Genomic DNA, 14,214 nt, shown 5'->3' on the forward strand with positions numbered 1-14,214 from the left:
CGATGGTGAAAAACTCATCTAGTGTTGGCACACTTTTTACAAATCGTCAACGAATGAATGGATTCGCTATGGCTAACAAACCAAGGCACGCGGTAGAGCCGGGAATTTACTTCGACATGGATGAGGAGTTTTACCACGCCGCCGAAGGGTTATCGTGCAGCGGCATTAAACACCTTACCGTATCGAAGCTGAACTACTGGCACCGCAATCTCAACCCCGACCGTGAACCGGAAGACGACACTGGGGCGCGGAGATTCGGGAAGGCCGTTCACGCCCTCGCACTCGAACCCGAACGATTCGCACGCTCTTTCGCCCCCAAGCTCTCACCGGAGGATTTCCCCGGCGCGCTTGTGACGGTGGACGACATGAAGGCGTTTCTCGACCTCAACAAGTTGCCGAAGTCGGGCAAGAAGAAGTCGGACCTCGTGGACCGTATAGTTGCGAGCGGCCTCCCTTCTGTGATCTGGGACCAGGAACTGGCGAAGTATGCTGCCATGAATGAAGGAAAGACGTTCCTCGGTGCGGATGAGGGCAAGCGAATCGCCGCCGCAGCCGCCGTGCTGGCCGCAGACCCCTACGCTAGTGCGGCACTGACCGGGGGGATGCCCGAAGTCTCGTTCTTCGTTCGCGACCCGGAAACTGGCGTCATGCTAAAGTCGCGGATGGATTACGTCCGCCCGCGCTCCACCATCGACATCAAGACCTTTTCAAACTCGCGCGGGAAACCCGTCGAAAAGGCCATCTTTGAGGCGATCTTCTACGAGGGGTATCACCTCCAGTGCGTCTTTTACAACCAAGTCCGTGAACTGGCGAGGCAGCAACTCGCCTCAGGTGAAATCCAGACCTTCGGAAGCGTTAGTGAGCAGTGGCTTGAGGAGTTCACGCAGACGCAGGAGCACGGCTTCGTGCTCGTGTTCATCGAGTCGTCCCCGCCTTTCGACCTGCGGATGGTCCTGATGAAAGAGGCCGAAGCGCCCGGCGCAGACCTCAACGTGTTCTGGTCGTCTGCTCACATGCGGATCAGCGACATGAAGCACCTTTACGCCGAGTGCTTGGTGAAGTACGGCGACGCGCCGTGGCGAGACCGGCCGCCGCCGCACATCCTCGAAGACACCGACCTGCCCATGCTCATGTTTAGCTAGACAACCAACTGAAAGGACCAACCGCATGAATCAACTAGTCGTTTTGGAGCAACTCAAGCCGCTCGACATTTTCACCCCTCAAGGCACCTCCGACATTCTCGACAGACTCAAGAAGGAAGCCCGTTCTCACGTACTCGACATCTCGACCGAAAGTGGCCGCGATCAGATCCGCTCGCTCGCATACACGATCGCGAGGTCGAAAACACTGCTCGACGACATGGGTAAGGAGTTGGTGGCCGAGCAGAAGAAGCAGCTCGCGCTGGTCGATGGCGAACGCAAACGCATCCGCGACGAACTCGACGCCCTCAAGGAAGAAATCCGCCGCCCTCTCACCGACTGGGAGGAAAGGGAAAAGCAGCGGGTTGCCGACCACGAGGCAGCACTTGCGGCTATTCCAGAATCGCCTGGTTACGGCCAAGCCGAAACCTCGGCCATGCTCTCTGCCCGGTTAAGTTACTTGGAGGAATACCCCGCCCGCGACTGGCAGGAGTTCGAGGCACGGGCGACCGCCGCGTTGGAAGCGGAAATCGCTCGCACCGTGAAGCTTTTCGATGCGGCCACGAAACGCGAAGCTGAGGCCGCCGAACTTGCGCGCCTACGCCGCGAACAGACCGAACGCGAGCAGCGAGAGCGCGACGAGCGGATCGCCGCTGAAGCAGCCGCCAAAGCAAAGGCCGAGACCGAGGAGAAGGCTCGGAAGGAAGCTGAGGAACAGGCCGCCAAGGTGAAGGCCGAGCAGGAAGCCTCAGCCGCCCGTGAAGCTGCAATCCAGCGCGAGAAGGAAGAGGCCGAACGCCAGAAAGCCGAAGCGGAAGCACGCGCGAAGAAGGCGGAGGAAGACCGCCTTGCCGCCGTTGCCAAAGCCGAAGCCGAGCGGGTTGCCTCGCAACAGAAGGCCGAGCAGGATCGCAAGGAGGCTGAAGCCAAGGCCAAGCAGGATGCGGAAGCGGCCGTGCAGGCTGAACGTGAGCGTGCCGAAGCCGCTCGTAAGGCAGAAGTCGAGGCGGCCGCGAAGCGGGAAGCAGACAAGAGGCACAAGGCGAAGGTCAACAACGAAGCACTATCGGCGTTGGTTGAGGCTGGTCTTTCGGAGGCGGCGGGCAAGTATAGTGGACCCCATTTGCGAGACCAAAAACCGACGAATTTAAGCTACTCCTTCGCCGGCTCTTTTGACCGTCCGGCCCGGTACACCTCGGCCGGGGTCTTGTACCCCAGTGACTGGTGCAAGCGGGCCTCGTTGTAGAAGGTGAAGTACGCCTTCAACCCCCGCTCCAACTCGGTCACCGTCTCGTATCCCCGCAGGAACACGTCCTCGTACTTCACCGTCCGCCACAGCCGCTCGACGAACACGTTGTCCAGGCACCGCCCCCGGCCGTCCATGCTCACCCGCGCCCCGGCCGCCTCCACCCGCTCGACCCACGCCCCGGCCGTGAACTGCACCCCTTGATCGGTGTTGAACACCTCCGGGGTGCCGGCCGCCAACGCCTCGTCCAGCATGTCCCGGCAGAACGCCCCGTCGAGCGTGTTCGACAACCGCCAGGCCACCACGTACCGGCTGTACCAGTCGATGGTGGCGGCCAAGTACATGAACCCGCCGGGCAGCGGCAGGTATGTAATGTCGGCACTCCACACCTGCCCGACGCGGTCGATCGGCACGCCGCGGAGGAGGTACGGGTACACCGGGTGGCCCCGCCCGGCCGACAGCTTCGGCTTCGGGTGGATGGCTTCCAGGCCCATGACCCGGAGCAACCGCTGGACCCGCTTGCGGTTCGCCGGGTGGCCGTTGCGGGCCAGCCACCGGGCGATCCGCCGGCTGCCGTAGAACGGGCAGGCCGTGTACTGCTCGTCGATCCGCCGCATGAGGGCCAGGTTGTCGGCCGACTCCTCGGCCGGCCCCCGGTAGTACGTGGCCCGGCCGAGCCCGACCAGTTGGCACTGCCGACGGACGCTCAGGTCGGCGTGCCCGGGGTCGATCAGCGGCCGCAGGTCGTCAACCGAACGTCGCAGCTTTTTTTTTCACCCAGTCGAGCTCGACCTTGAGCCGGCCGATCTGCTCGTACAGCGCGGGTGTCTGGTCGTCGCCGGGGGCGACCGCCTTCGCTCCGGCGGCGAACACGGCCTCGGCCCCGGCCAGGAGTTGCTTCTTCCACCCGTGGATGAGGGTCGGGTGGACGCCGAAGTGGGCGGCCAACTCGTTGACCGTCTTGTCGCCCTTCACCGCGGCCAGAGCGACCTGGGCTTTGAACGCCGCCGTGTGGGTCTTCCGCTTCGCCGTCATCAGGACCACCTCCGAGGGCCGCCAGAGTAGCTTACCTGGCGGTCTCAGTTTCGGGGTCCACTATAAAGAAAGCGGTCGAGGCCATCGCCAAAGGGCTAATTCCCCACCTCAAAATCAGCTACTAGGAGGTTCCGATGTCCTTTACCATCACCCCGGCTAAGCGAAAAGCCGTCCCCATGCTCATCAGCCTTTCCGGGGTTTCCGGTTCAGGCAAGACCTACTCCGCTCTACTACTCGCCGCCGGTTTGGCCGGGAAGGGGCCAGTCGGGTTCCTCGACACCGAGAACGGTCGCGGCAGCATGTACGCCGACAGCCCCGGAATCATGGCGGCGCTTCCAGATGGGTACGAGATTGCCGAGATGAAAGAACCGTTCGCTCCGACCCGGTACACCCAAGCCATCGAGGCTTTCGAGAAGCACGGGTGCAAGGTACTGGTGATCGACAGCATGACCCACGAGTGGGAGGGCCACGGCGGATGCTCGGACATCGCCGAGAACAACAAGCTCCGCGGAATGCCGAACTGGGCGAAAGCGAAGATGGAACACAAGCGGATGATGAACCACTTGCTCGCCTCCTCGATGCACCTGATCTTCTGCCTTCGCGCTCGCGAGAAGACCGTGATTGTCAAGGACAGCCAGGGTAAGGAGCAGTTCGTCCCGAAGGGCCTTCAGCCAGTGCAGGAGAAAAACTTCGCGTTCGAGATGACTCTCTCCCTGTTGCTTGAGGAAGGCACGCACCGCCCAGTGGTGACGAAGTGCCCCGAACCACTGCTGCCGCTGTTCGCGGGGGAGCAACCGCTGGTCACAAAAGAGATGGGCCAAAAGCTCCGTGCGTGGTCTGATGGAGGTGCGCCCGCCTCAGATGACCCGGAAGGGCTTTTCCGACAAGGGATCGAGTACGCGGCACAGGGAACGGCCGCCTATGTTGGATTCTGGGAGACACTAACCGGCAATCAGAAGAAGCTACTCCTGCCAAAACACGACGAGAACAAGGAACTGGCGCGGATGGCCGACGACCGGCAGAAGCCGGATAGCGGCGAAACCCCCGAACTAGACTTTTAACCACCAAGGAAGGAATCAAGAATGTCAGGAAGTGTTAACAAAGTAATTCTGGTCGGCAACCTCGGGAAAGACCCCGACATCCGCAGCACGCAGGACGGGCGAGAAATCGCCAATCTCAGCATCGCTACGGCGGAGAGTTGGAAGGACAAGAACACAGGCGAGCGCAAGGAGCGCACCGAGTGGCACCGGGTGGTGATTTTCAACGAGGGCCTCGTTCGGGTGGCCAAGGACTACCTGAAGAAGGGGTCGAAGGTCTATCTGGAAGGACAACTCCAGACACGGAAGTGGACGGACAACGCTGGCGTCGAGAAGTTCAGCACCGAAGTCGTCCTGGCGGCTTTCGGCGGCACACTGGTGCTTCTGTCCCCGAAAAGCACGGACGACGAGCAGCAACCGGCCCGTTCGGCTCCAGTCTCGACGCTGATCGAGACGGAAATCCCATTCTGACCATGAAACGGTGTCGGGATTGCGGTGAGTAAAGGCCGCTGGATCACTTCTACGCTCACCCACAGATGGCGGACGGTCACCTCAACAAGTGCAAGTCGTGCGTCAGGACACGAGTTGCAGACCACCGTGAACGCAATCTCGAAACGGTTCGCGCTTACGACCGCAGTCGTGCGGAAAAGCCCCATCGTGTCGAGTTGCGGAAGCAGGTTGCCGAGCGGTGGTGGTCAAGATCGGCGGCTCAACCAAACGGCTGACCACGGTGGAGTTCGAGGAGTACACGGAAAAGGTACGGGCGTGGGCGGCCACGATGGGGATAGCCCTGCCGCTGCCGAACGAGACTTTAGAAAACGAATAACGAACAGAAAGGAATCTGCATGACGATAGGGCACAATAGCAAGAAGCCAAGGGCAGGCGGGGTCGCCGTCGATCAGTTGAAATCAATCATCGCGAGGGTCGAAAAATTGACCGAGGAGAAGGAGTCCCTCGCGGCGGACATCCGTGACGTGTTCGCAGAAGCCAAGGGTGGGGGATGGGACGTGAAGGCGATTCGCTCGATCATCAAGATACGCAAGCAGGACGCCAGCGAACGAGAGGAACAGGAGACGGTGCTCGAAACGTACATGAACGCCCTCGGGATGCTTCCGCTGTTCGAGGAGGACGATGAATGACCGGTGTGGCCTACGAATCCGGCAGACGCCGGGCAGAGGTGGACGGCCATGTCGTCTGCTTCCAGCGGATTACCGGGACTGTCCGCCGCTCCGTTGTGCCGATCTGGCGGACAGAGGCGAAGGACTCAATCCACGCACGGAGGCTGGCAAAACGGTGGGTGGAAAAGGGTAAACTGGGAAAACCCGCCGTTCACTGAGCGGACATCGCCGCCATGTAAGCCTCGAAAGCCGCCTGCCGACGTTCCGAAGCCGACTGGAACTGGAGGACGCATGCCGGGCAGGTAGCGTCGCGTCGCTCGCACACGTCCTGGTAGTGCTTCTTCGCCAACCGGTAATCCTGCCGGGCGACCTCGACGGCGTTCTGCCGCGTGCTGAATGGGGTCAGGACGAGGGCGGTCACTTCGCTGCCCAGTCCGGGTTGTGCAGGCACTGCGGCTTGCCCTGCGCTTTCAGGCGTGCGTTCGTCTCCCGCATCAGCGGCGTAAGCTTGATCGCTGAGCCACGCAGACGCATCAGTTTTTTGTCGAAGTCAGCCGTCCCCAAGGTGTCTTCGGCGAGTTTCAGCGGGTCTACCTTGAACACGGGCAGTGGCGGTTCCTTTGCGGTGTGGTGTTGGCCCCTCGGCTTCATCGGTCGAGCGTTGGCAGCAAGCCCCAACGCGAGGCGTCGCGTTCGTACCGTTCCTTCGGCGAACCCCATCTCACTGGCAATCTCAAGGTCGGTTAACCCGCGGCCGTGCGACTCTCGAAGCTGAGGGTCGTTCTCTGCCTTCCAGCGGCGAAGTCCGACGTTCCTGACAATGACTTTCATCTGATATATCCTTCTTCTTCGGCAACTTTCGCCTGTTTTACTTTGTCCCGGTATCCCTTCATCAGGTAGACCTGGTGCAGCGTCACTCTGACCTTCCTTTCGTGCGTGGTCTGGCGGTGATTCTGGGGGCAGTGCCCGTGGCGTAGGCTGGCGGGATGATCGTCACCACCTTCCCGGTGATGTCGGTGAGCGGGATTTCCTCCCGGCGGTTGCGTGGCTTCCGGGCCTTCCGTGGTTTCCGCTTCACGCCGAGTCGTTCCTGTGGATGATCGCGGAGACCGCACGCTTGTTCTCGGCAATGACCTCGTCCAGCACCGCTGCGGTTGCCGCTACCCAGTCCGGCGGGACAGCGAACAGTGGGTCGCGGGTTGGGTTCTGCTCAAGGTACTTATCACGGATGCGATCAATGGCTGCCACGGCGTTTCCTCCCCTTGGTTGGTGATCGTTTCGGCTCCCAAGCGGCGACTTCGCACGGTCGGTAGTAACGGTGTCTGCCGACGCCGACCACAAAGGGCTTGGGAGCGTCCGGCTTGGCGAGGTGATACGCGAGCAAAGATTGCCCCATCCCTTTGGCTGCGGCCAGTTCACTAAAGGTAAGTAGTTGATCTAGCTCGGAAATTAAAATAACTGGTTCTGACATAAACAAACTTGTTGCGCGAGAGAATTGATGCAGCTACATTGAGCGAACTTAAACGGAATTGCAACAACTATATGGAGGTTACTATGTTCGTCACATTCACTCAGACTCGCCGCGTGTCGGAAGACGGGTTCACGCCGAAACGCTGCTACACCGGCGTCACCTACGATCTGGCAGGTAACGCCGCTTGCCACGCGATCAGCAACGGTTGGGCGAGAGAAGCCACCGAGACAGAGGTTGCCAACTTCAACGCCGCGAACTTTTCCGAGAACGAAGTGATGACCAGCGTGTTCAACTCGCTGTTCGCCACGGTGAAGCGTCCCTTCGAGGTGAACCCAGCTACCCCAGCGGTGGCCGCAAAGCTGGAGGCGTAGGCGTATGACGAAAGCCACACACACACCGGGGCCGTGGAGAGTTGACAGCGGCATGGGGTCGCTAAGTTACGTCAGAGCAAAAAGCGGCGAGCTTGTCGCCTCATGCACTTGGATGCACTCAGATGGCAAGCCCATTGAGGCGCAAGCCAACGCCCGCCTAATCGCCGCCGCTCCTGATTTGCTGGATGCGTTGGAGGCCATGTGGGACAGCGCCTGCACGAATGCGTCATCAACTCCGAGCAAAGCCGCCTTTATAAAGGCACACGCCGCGATCAACAAAGCGAAAGGACTCGCCGCATGAAGTACCTCCTCATCCTCGCCGTCGCTCTGGCCATCCCGCCAGTTGCCGACATGATCGTGGACTGGCAGTTCGGCTCGCCAGCCGAGGGCTTCACGCAGGCCGAAGCCACTGCCCATGCTGGCCTCGTAGCCCGGTCGAACGCCGAAGCCGAGCAGCACCACAAAGATGCACGCGAGGCGAAAGGCGTCCTGTTCAAGCCCCGCAACGAGCAGGAGCGTGCTGACAAGATCGCTGAAGTGTTCAACGCAGGGAGGGAGTGATGGGCATCGTGCTGATGGATGAGTGTGTAATGGAAAGGCCCGCACCGGTTCTCCCAATGCAGTGGCGTATTTACGCCTTCGACAAAAGCGGCAAAAGCTATAGAGGCCAGTCTGTTTTTAATACGCAGGAAGAATGCCAACAGCTCATTCACGACCGAGAAGTGTGGTTGAAAGAAGGCGGCAATCGGGCGCTGGACACACTTGATGGCGTTCTACCCAGCAAGGCTTACCACTACGCGATTCCAATGCCGGAGCTTTTATGAGCACTGGCTCCGTCTCCCGCATTCTCTACTGCTGCGGTTGCACCCGTGACGTGCAGGCCCGGCTTACGGATGGCCGCGAAGTGTACCCGCACCGGGCCGATCTCTTCAGCCTGCCCTTCTGGAAATGCGACACCTGCGGCAACTATGTCGGATGCCACCACAAGACCACGGACAGGACACGACCGCTCGGTAACATCCCGACCAAGGAACTGAAGAACGCCCGCCAGCACATCCACCGGATTCTCGACCCGATCTGGAAAGAGGGGAAGATGCCGCGCGGCAAGGTTTATGCCACGTTGGCAAAGGAGTTGGGGTTGAAGGAGTACCACACCGCTGAAATCAGGACCGTGGATGAAGCCAGAAGAGTTTACGCCATTGTGAAAGGACTAGCTGCATGAACGCACAGGAACGAGCACTGCAGAAACTCCGCATCGCCATCGAGCAGCGGGACTGGGAAATCGCCAAGGAAGCCCACGGCATCCTCGATGGCACGCTGAACGCAAAGCAGCCGTGGGAAGCGCCGAAGCCGTTTGCTCACCCCTATGCGGGGTTGAGGACAGTATGAGCATCGAGCAGTCGGCAGAGTGCAGAACGGCATTTGAAACGAGATGGCGAGATGCAGACTCCCGTGTTTTTCTCCGAGTATCGAAAGGGCACAATGCTGCTTATCTCCGTGATGACGTGCAGCGTGAATTTGAAGCGTTCTCGGAAGGCTGGAACGCAAGAGCGATGAAGCGGGAATCGAGTTGGCAGCCGATCGAGACCGCGCCGAAGGATGGAACAGAGGTTCTGCTTCTGTCGCACCCTGCCGCAATGCTTCCACCAGATTATGCAGTTGCCTACTGGGATGAGGTGGACGAGGTCTGGTATTGGAACAAGCCAAAGCGATTCCTGTGCCCCACCCACTGGATGCCACTTCCTGCCCCTCCCCAAACCGAATGACGAACCACCAGCCCCTCACCTCCGAAGTACCCTCCGAAGAGCGGAAGGTTCTGAACAAGCACCTGGTCGCAGTTCGTTCACGCGGCTGCTCGTGGCGGATCGAACCAAGCCCTTCGGCCCCAAGCTTCCATGAAGCGGTAAAGGCTGAGTGCATCTGGGACTCGAAAGAGTCTTCGGTGAACTACCTGCCGCGCTTTCCAATTAACATCGACGAAGCTCTGTTCCCTGACTTATACCAGTGGCGAATGGCGTTCCATTCGGACAACTCGCCAGCCGTCGTCTCCTTTAAGGGGCGGGAGGTCGAACTTGCCGAGGCCTTGCGGGACGTTGATTTCGGTCAGCCGTTCGACTCCGTGGTTGCCCAGAGAATCCGCTCGCACTTCTCTGCCAAGCCGCGAGTGGCTGCAAACGTGGACGCCGATCTGATGATTCAGGGCGAGTTGGGCGAACTTCCCGAATGACCAATCGCGAGTTCCTCGGCTTCGCCACACTCTTCGTGCTGTTGTTCATCGTCCTGGCCTTGGTCATGGACCGCGAAGGCCATACGGCGATCTACCCCGCCCGGACGGTTGCGGTGCCGGAAGGCGAGCTGCGGTGGCTGAACCAGTAGCTTGAGGCGTCGCAAGCCGGATAGTCATGCAGGCGGAACAACGAGTTCACGCCGCCGCTTCAGATACTCGGCCTTCGCCGCTCCTGCTGTTGGCGGCGTCACTTTCTTCCCATCAAACGGCTGGAGTTGGCCCTTGAGCTTTTCGTCGTCCCCGACCATGTCCCATCTGATACGGATGGTAAGGTCATCCTCGATAATCAGGACTCCGCTCTCGAAAGCGCGGTCCACGAGCAGGGAAAGGCAGATGCCATTTGACGGGTCCAACCGGATATTTTGATCCTTGCTCCACGGGACGATGTGCGCCGCCACGAGGAACGACTTGGTCTTTATGCCCGTGATGGCGCACTTCTGACCGTAATTGGCCTTCACCACTTTAGCGAACGCCTTCTGCGCGCTCCCTCTGGTTTTGGTCGTCGCGGTCGCGTCCGGAACCCCGAAGTTCCCGCCATCGATCTGCGCTTTGAAGGATGCGACCAGATCGGGGTCGGCCTCCAACGTCTCGGCAGCCGCATCCCCCTGCGGCACCGCCGGGAAACGGGCGTCAATTGCCGCCAAAAGAGCGGTTGTGGCCGAGGTAATTTTTGAAGACAGCCTCGCCGGTTGTACCCACGCATCGTGATTCCGCGTCGGGTCGAAGAACAAGCCGTAGGCGGGCTGCCGAAGATAGGCAGCAAGCGCTCTGCCTGTCTCCGCATCGAGCGAGGCGATCACGGATGCAGGGATTGGTGCGGCATCGAGCTGCGCCAGCGCGGCCACCACTTTCGCGCCCGCCAGCACCCCTCCGCTCAGGAACGGCGACCACTGCAGCGTCCGGTGCTGGGTGGTGCGGCTTGCCATGTCTTGAACGGCCTGCGGAGTTAACTGGATGTCCGCCCATGCGTAAGCGGTGTTCGGGTCCTCCAAGTAGGCTCGCAGGTGCAACGTCCTGGCCTCCCCCCGCAACTTTATGACCATCAGGTACGGCTGCCCCGCCCCTCTTGCCGCGAGGCCGGCGTGCTCGGCTTGTGCCAAGTCGAAATCGGTATGGCCGGGAGTTCCAGGGATGGTTTCGTGGGTGGACTCGCTCGGTGCGGGCGACATCCTCCAAACTTGCGGAGTTCCCAAGGCCGTCACCCACTTCAAGTGCGCCCGGTCTCCTGACCTGAAGACGAAGTCACCCCCAGCGGTGCCGCGTGCCCACTGATAGGTCAAAGGCACCGATTGCGTCACGTTGCGGTCAACGCCGAAAAGGTTTGCCATCGCGTCAAGAAATTCGCTCTTTTTTGATAGCTGGAGGTAATCCTTCGAGTACCCGCCTCTGCGCACCTGGCGACCGTAAGTCTCTCGGTGTGCCTCGGGGCCGAAGAAGACGACCATAACCAGCTCGACAGGCCGCGCAGCCATTCAGACGCTCCCGCTGGCGATCGCTGCGGGCGATCGGAGCGTTCAGGGAGATAAATCGCCGAAGCCGAGCAAGAGGGCCACGGCGCGTATTGTGTCAATCGGCGGTAGTGTACCGCGCCGGTCAGGGCAACGCGCTGATAATCGCTCGCACCGACGAACCGGGCCGTTTTCGCATCTGGCGGGAGGTGTTGGCCGAAGGCGTTTGGCGGCGTGAACGGTTCCAGCGGCCTTGAGCGCGGAACCGGGGAGACGTCTGTAGCTACTTGGGTTTTTGGCTCCTCGCACTTCCTGCTGGCCGTCGCTCGTTTTCTCGGCGACAATGCCCGTTCAAAACGCTCTCGGGACCACGACGATGGACTTGCTCGGAGACGAGGACCGCGCGGAACAGGAACGCCTGACGTTCGAAGTGTTCGACCAGTGGGTCGAACTCACCAAGGAACGCCTTCTGGACCGGGCCGAGGCCACCCGCTTCGTGTTCATGACCTGCGAGGATTTGCACGACATCGCGTCCGAGCCAATGACCACCGACCGGGCGGGTCTCGAAACCAACATCGACGCCACGCCCGCGGTCTACGTCTTCACCCGGCTGGTCGGCAAGAGTGTCGTCAAGGTCGGGCAGTCCGACAACGCACGTCGGCGAATCGTGAACGGGCACCTGCGTTACTGGAATCAGTGGACGGCTTCGGAAGTGGGCGGTAGCTACCGTGCCCGCGACCTCCCGTGGCCGCAGTCGCTGCTCGACGACCAGATTACCCTGTGCATCATCCCGATGCCGGGGAAGTCGGCGGACGAGCGGTTGTCGTTGGAGTTGTGGCTGAAAGCGAAGCTGCACCCGGAGTTGCCCTGACCAGTCAGCCGGATGACTTACACGCTCTCCAGAGGATAGCCCATGAACTTCCAGCAGACCATCGAAGCCCTTCAGCAGCGCTGGCCGGGCGTGCCCATCGGTGCGACCGCCCTCGGCGGGCAGTATTACGACCGGGCTGTCGGCATCACCGATTACCAGCAGGTGGACGATTACTGGTACGTCGGCCACGGGATCAACGGCAAAGAGATGTGGGTGTACTACAGCGAGAAGAAGAACGTGATCTGCTGCGGTGACAAGGAGACGTGAGCGGTCAGGCTTGTGTTGGCTTCGCTGGCACGCGGTTGGCGAACGCTCCCTCCTCGTACCACTGGTAGGCGAGCTTCCGGACGTACTCGCTGTCGTCCAGGCGGCCCTCGGCGGCGGCGAGAAAGCCTGCCGCCAGTGAGCACCAGTGGAACCGGTCGGTGAAGATGTCGTCGGTCATCAGAACAGGCTCGGCTGCCGGAGCGGCGCGGCGATAGCGTTCCGCATTCGGTCAATCCTGACTCGCTCGCTCACCTCGTGCTGTCCCTCCGGAGTGGGCAGCCTTGCCAGCAGGAACTCGATGGCTGCCGCTCGGGCGTCCGAGTAGGAACCGAACAGATCATCCCAGATGGACGGTGCGCTGCCGTATCCCTGCGTCGGCGTCTGGTAGCTGCATCCGAAGGCGAAGACGCCTTTCGCAGTCCCAATGCTGATCGAAGCCTTGCAGCCGTCGCGGTCGTAAAGCACTTCGTTGGGATGGTCCACGAAAACGCCCTGCGGGTTGATCGCCTCGCCCCAGATGGCAGCGAGTTCCGCTTGGGCCTGCTCGTCCCGCCAGTAGTGCGGGAAATGCTCCCGGATTTCATCGGTTCGGCGGATGAGGTCGGCGGGGGTATTGGTCATGCCGCAAGCCCTTTCGCTTCAGCGGCGTCCCATCCAGCCTGCCACGCCTGCCAAGCGAGAGTCGTTCCGCTCCAAAGGTACTCGCCATTTGGCTTGCGTTTCAGTGCGCCTTCGAGTCCGCTTACCGGGTTTACTTGTGCTGCCCATTGCTCAAAGGCTGCGCGGCAGCTTGCATCTTGATTGGCTTCGTGATTAGAGTCGGCCATAATCGCTACTCCATTAGCGGTTAAAAAGGTGGGGCGGTGTCAGCCGCCCAACTGTCGTATCACCCTTCTGAGCGTGACACAACCTTCTCGAAAATCATGCACACATCGTGCAGACCCGGAATGAAGCTGCTGCGGTAGACCTTCTTCGAGCTGCTGTTCCCGTGACTAAATCGAATGATGTCGGTGCAGTGCTGCCTGAGTCCGGCTGCGAAGGCAAGCCGTTTCGTGTGGTACACCAGCGGGACGTACCCGGCCTCGCGGTCAGAGTAATCGCCCATCAGGATGGCGAGCTTGCCGTCCGGCTTGAGCGCCTGGGCACTGTTGCGGATGAACTGTCCGTACCGTCGCAGAAAGTGGTCGAGGGTCGGTGACCGCGACAGGTCGCGGGGATCGTCGGCGTAGAGCTTCATCCGCCAGTAGGCCGGGTGTGCCCAGATGAAATCGAACGTGCCCGCTGGCGGGAAGCCGTTTGGCTCGCAGGCGTCGAATCCCGTGTGGATGTCGAAGGCGACGCACCCCACGCCGAGTTCTCGGCAGACATCGGCGCAGGTGCCGGACCCGCTCATCGGGTCGAATACCAGACCCGGCTGGAAGAACCGGATCAGGTCCTTGATCAGGTTGCCGCCGCAGTTGCCGGGATAGGAGCGGCTCCCGTAGTCCCCCGCCTCGGCCGAGTGGTAAAGGCTCGTGAGGTGCGGGACCGGGCTACCGTTGATCGGGGCACGGGGAAGTCTTGCGTATGCCGCAGAATCCTCTCGCGTATCCATGCGGGCCGGAAGGTATGCGACCCGCTGAATGCGGGCCGCGTAGAAGGGGTTGATCGCTGATTGCATGGTCGTCTCCTATTTCTGTTCGGTAGCGACGCGGAGCTGGATGCGGCCGTCAAGAGGTACGCAGTCGAGCTGGATGTTGAGCCCGTTGCCGTCCTTGTGTTGCCACGCGGCACCAATGCGGGTCCAGAAGCCCTTGTCGTTCTTGCCGTCGCGGACCTGGTAGGCGATGTGCGTCGGCGCTTTGCTGGTTTGCTGTTCGTTGGACATGTTCTTTCTCCTTCTTCGTTTCCGGCCTCACCACGAGGCCTTGTGGCACGACTCAGA

At 60.9% G+C, this 14,214-nt stretch carries 26 protein-coding genes; 16 read left to right on the forward strand and 10 right to left on the reverse strand.

Annotation, left to right across the window (positions count from 1 at the left end; all coding sequences use genetic code 11):
* Positions 1-2: 2 nt before the first annotated feature.
* Both PX52LOC_RS28160 and PX52LOC_RS28165 read left to right on the forward strand, forming a co-directional pair.
* On the forward strand, positions 3-1,142 hold the full coding sequence (locus tag PX52LOC_RS28160; protein WP_246173803.1) for a PD-(D/E)XK nuclease-like domain-containing protein: 1,140 nt from the start codon (positions 3-5) through the stop codon (positions 1,140-1,142).
* Between the two features lie 25 nt (positions 1,143-1,167).
* On the forward strand, positions 1,168-2,385 hold the full coding sequence (locus PX52LOC_RS28165; protein WP_149113208.1) for a coiled-coil domain-containing protein: 1,218 nt from the start codon (positions 1,168-1,170) through the stop codon (positions 2,383-2,385).
* Here the strand turns inward: PX52LOC_RS28165 and PX52LOC_RS28170 are convergent.
* Positions 2,292-3,423, reverse strand: a protein-coding gene (locus PX52LOC_RS28170; RefSeq protein ID WP_390637529.1) for an IS3 family transposase whose coding sequence is annotated in 2 segments (ribosomal slippage) — positions 2,292-3,140 and positions 3,142-3,423 — 1,131 coding nt in all. Because the reading frame shifts where the segments join, the coding sequence is not laid out codon by codon here. The two genes, PX52LOC_RS28165 and PX52LOC_RS28170, sit on opposite strands and share 94 nt — an antisense overlap.
* 131 nt (positions 3,424-3,554) lie before the next feature.
* On the opposite strand from PX52LOC_RS28170, the gene PX52LOC_RS28175 reads away from it, so the two are divergent.
* The 4 genes from PX52LOC_RS28175 (at position 3,555) to PX52LOC_RS28185 (ending at position 5,596) form a co-directional block, all read left to right on the forward strand.
* On the forward strand, positions 3,555-4,481 hold the full coding sequence (locus tag PX52LOC_RS28175) for an AAA family ATPase (protein WP_149113209.1): 927 nt from the start codon (positions 3,555-3,557) through the stop codon (positions 4,479-4,481).
* Positions 4,482-4,502: 21 nt separating this feature from the next.
* Positions 4,503-4,928 (forward strand): single-stranded DNA-binding protein, encoded by a 426-nt coding sequence (gene ssb, locus PX52LOC_RS28180; RefSeq protein ID WP_149113210.1) that lies wholly within the window; start codon positions 4,503-4,505, stop codon positions 4,926-4,928.
* 220 nt (positions 4,929-5,148) lie between these two features.
* Positions 5,149-5,283, forward strand: coding sequence for a hypothetical protein (locus PX52LOC_RS43475; protein ID WP_261345040.1), 135 nt, complete (start codon positions 5,149-5,151; stop codon positions 5,281-5,283).
* Between the two features lie 19 nt (positions 5,284-5,302).
* Entirely contained in the window at positions 5,303-5,596 is a 294-nt protein-coding gene (locus PX52LOC_RS28185; protein WP_149113211.1) for a DUF2312 domain-containing protein, read from the forward strand.
* Between the two features lie 190 nt (positions 5,597-5,786).
* On the opposite strand, the gene PX52LOC_RS28190 is transcribed toward PX52LOC_RS28185, so the two are convergent.
* From PX52LOC_RS28190 to PX52LOC_RS41050, 3 genes are all read right to left on the reverse strand, one after another.
* A complete protein-coding gene (locus tag PX52LOC_RS28190; protein ID WP_149113212.1) occupies positions 5,787-5,996 on the reverse strand; it encodes a hypothetical protein in 210 nt (69 codons plus the stop codon).
* Entirely contained in the window at positions 5,993-6,406 is a 414-nt protein-coding gene (locus PX52LOC_RS28195) for a hypothetical protein (RefSeq protein ID WP_149113213.1), read from the reverse strand. Before PX52LOC_RS28195 ends, PX52LOC_RS28190 begins: the two co-directional genes overlap by 4 nt.
* Positions 6,407-6,649: 243 nt before the next feature.
* A complete protein-coding gene (locus PX52LOC_RS41050; RefSeq protein WP_168219247.1) occupies positions 6,650-6,823 on the reverse strand; it encodes a hypothetical protein in 174 nt (57 codons plus the stop codon).
* Positions 6,824-7,129: 306 nt separating this feature from the next.
* Between PX52LOC_RS41050 and PX52LOC_RS28200 the strand changes: the two genes are divergently transcribed.
* The 8 genes from PX52LOC_RS28200 (at position 7,130) to PX52LOC_RS41060 (ending at position 9,793) form a co-directional block, all read left to right on the forward strand.
* The gene (locus PX52LOC_RS28200) at positions 7,130-7,417 is read left to right on the forward strand and encodes a hypothetical protein (protein WP_149113214.1); all 288 of its coding nucleotides are present in this window, start codon (positions 7,130-7,132) and stop codon (positions 7,415-7,417) included.
* A 201-nt stretch (positions 7,418-7,618) separates the two neighbouring features.
* Positions 7,619-7,978 (forward strand): hypothetical protein, encoded by a 360-nt coding sequence (locus tag PX52LOC_RS28205; RefSeq protein ID WP_149113215.1) that lies wholly within the window; start codon positions 7,619-7,621, stop codon positions 7,976-7,978.
* Positions 7,978-8,241 carry a hypothetical protein gene (locus tag PX52LOC_RS28210; protein WP_149113216.1) on the forward strand — a complete coding sequence of 88 codons (264 nt, stop codon included), beginning with the start codon at positions 7,978-7,980 and terminating at the stop codon, positions 8,239-8,241. The genes PX52LOC_RS28205 and PX52LOC_RS28210 overlap by 1 nt, the downstream gene beginning before the upstream one ends.
* Positions 8,238-8,639 (forward strand): zinc-finger-containing protein, encoded by a 402-nt coding sequence (locus PX52LOC_RS28215; protein ID WP_149113217.1) that lies wholly within the window; start codon positions 8,238-8,240, stop codon positions 8,637-8,639. The genes PX52LOC_RS28210 and PX52LOC_RS28215 overlap by 4 nt, the downstream gene beginning before the upstream one ends.
* Positions 8,636-8,806, forward strand: coding sequence for a hypothetical protein (locus PX52LOC_RS41055; protein WP_168219248.1), 171 nt, complete (start codon positions 8,636-8,638; stop codon positions 8,804-8,806). The genes PX52LOC_RS28215 and PX52LOC_RS41055 overlap by 4 nt, the downstream gene beginning before the upstream one ends.
* Complete coding sequence (locus PX52LOC_RS42115) at positions 8,803-9,183, forward strand: DUF551 domain-containing protein (RefSeq protein WP_218575178.1); 381 nt, start codon at positions 8,803-8,805, stop codon at positions 9,181-9,183. The genes PX52LOC_RS41055 and PX52LOC_RS42115 overlap by 4 nt, the downstream gene beginning before the upstream one ends.
* A gap of 176 nt (positions 9,184-9,359) precedes the next feature.
* Positions 9,360-9,644 carry a hypothetical protein gene (locus tag PX52LOC_RS28225; RefSeq protein ID WP_149113218.1) on the forward strand — a complete coding sequence of 95 codons (285 nt, stop codon included), beginning with the start codon at positions 9,360-9,362 and terminating at the stop codon, positions 9,642-9,644.
* Entirely contained in the window at positions 9,641-9,793 is a 153-nt protein-coding gene (locus tag PX52LOC_RS41060; protein WP_168219249.1) for a hypothetical protein, read from the forward strand. Before PX52LOC_RS28225 ends, PX52LOC_RS41060 begins: the two co-directional genes overlap by 4 nt.
* A gap of 24 nt (positions 9,794-9,817) precedes the next feature.
* Here PX52LOC_RS41060 and PX52LOC_RS28230 read toward each other — a convergent pair whose 3' ends face one another.
* On the reverse strand, positions 9,818-11,149 hold the full coding sequence (locus tag PX52LOC_RS28230; RefSeq protein ID WP_178132579.1) for an HNH endonuclease: 1,332 nt from the start codon (positions 11,147-11,149) through the stop codon (positions 9,818-9,820).
* A 379-nt stretch (positions 11,150-11,528) separates the two neighbouring features.
* Between PX52LOC_RS28230 and PX52LOC_RS28235 the strand changes: the two genes are divergently transcribed.
* Both PX52LOC_RS28235 and PX52LOC_RS28240 read left to right on the forward strand, forming a co-directional pair.
* Positions 11,529-12,023 (forward strand): hypothetical protein, encoded by a 495-nt coding sequence (locus PX52LOC_RS28235; protein WP_149113220.1) that lies wholly within the window; start codon positions 11,529-11,531, stop codon positions 12,021-12,023.
* A 42-nt stretch (positions 12,024-12,065) separates the two neighbouring features.
* Positions 12,066-12,290, forward strand: a complete 225-nt coding sequence (locus tag PX52LOC_RS28240; protein WP_149113221.1) for a hypothetical protein — start codon at positions 12,066-12,068, stop codon at positions 12,288-12,290.
* A gap of 4 nt (positions 12,291-12,294) precedes the next feature.
* Here PX52LOC_RS28240 and PX52LOC_RS41065 read toward each other — a convergent pair whose 3' ends face one another.
* Genes PX52LOC_RS41065 through PX52LOC_RS28260 form a run of 5 tightly spaced genes read right to left on the reverse strand, consistent with a single transcriptional unit; the run spans position 12,295 to position 14,157 of the window.
* Positions 12,295-12,468 (reverse strand): hypothetical protein, encoded by a 174-nt coding sequence (locus tag PX52LOC_RS41065; RefSeq protein WP_168219250.1) that lies wholly within the window; start codon positions 12,466-12,468, stop codon positions 12,295-12,297.
* Positions 12,468-12,911 carry a hypothetical protein gene (locus tag PX52LOC_RS28245; RefSeq protein WP_149113222.1) on the reverse strand — a complete coding sequence of 148 codons (444 nt, stop codon included), beginning with the start codon at positions 12,909-12,911 and terminating at the stop codon, positions 12,468-12,470. The genes PX52LOC_RS41065 and PX52LOC_RS28245 overlap by 1 nt, the downstream gene beginning before the upstream one ends.
* The gene (locus tag PX52LOC_RS28250; protein ID WP_149113223.1) at positions 12,908-13,117 is read right to left on the reverse strand and encodes a hypothetical protein; all 210 of its coding nucleotides are present in this window, start codon (positions 13,115-13,117) and stop codon (positions 12,908-12,910) included. The genes PX52LOC_RS28245 and PX52LOC_RS28250 overlap by 4 nt, the downstream gene beginning before the upstream one ends.
* Positions 13,118-13,176: 59 nt before the next feature.
* Positions 13,177-13,950: a site-specific DNA-methyltransferase gene (locus PX52LOC_RS28255; protein WP_149113224.1), complete on the reverse strand. Its 774-nt coding sequence runs from the start codon at positions 13,948-13,950 to the stop codon at positions 13,177-13,179.
* A 9-nt stretch (positions 13,951-13,959) separates the two neighbouring features.
* The gene (locus PX52LOC_RS28260; RefSeq protein ID WP_149113225.1) at positions 13,960-14,157 is read right to left on the reverse strand and encodes a hypothetical protein; all 198 of its coding nucleotides are present in this window, start codon (positions 14,155-14,157) and stop codon (positions 13,960-13,962) included.
* Between the last annotated feature and the right edge of the window lie 57 nt (positions 14,158-14,214).

The organism is Limnoglobus roseus, assembly GCF_008254045.1.
Taxonomy (GTDB): Bacteria; Planctomycetota; Planctomycetia; order Gemmatales; family Gemmataceae; genus Limnoglobus; species Limnoglobus roseus.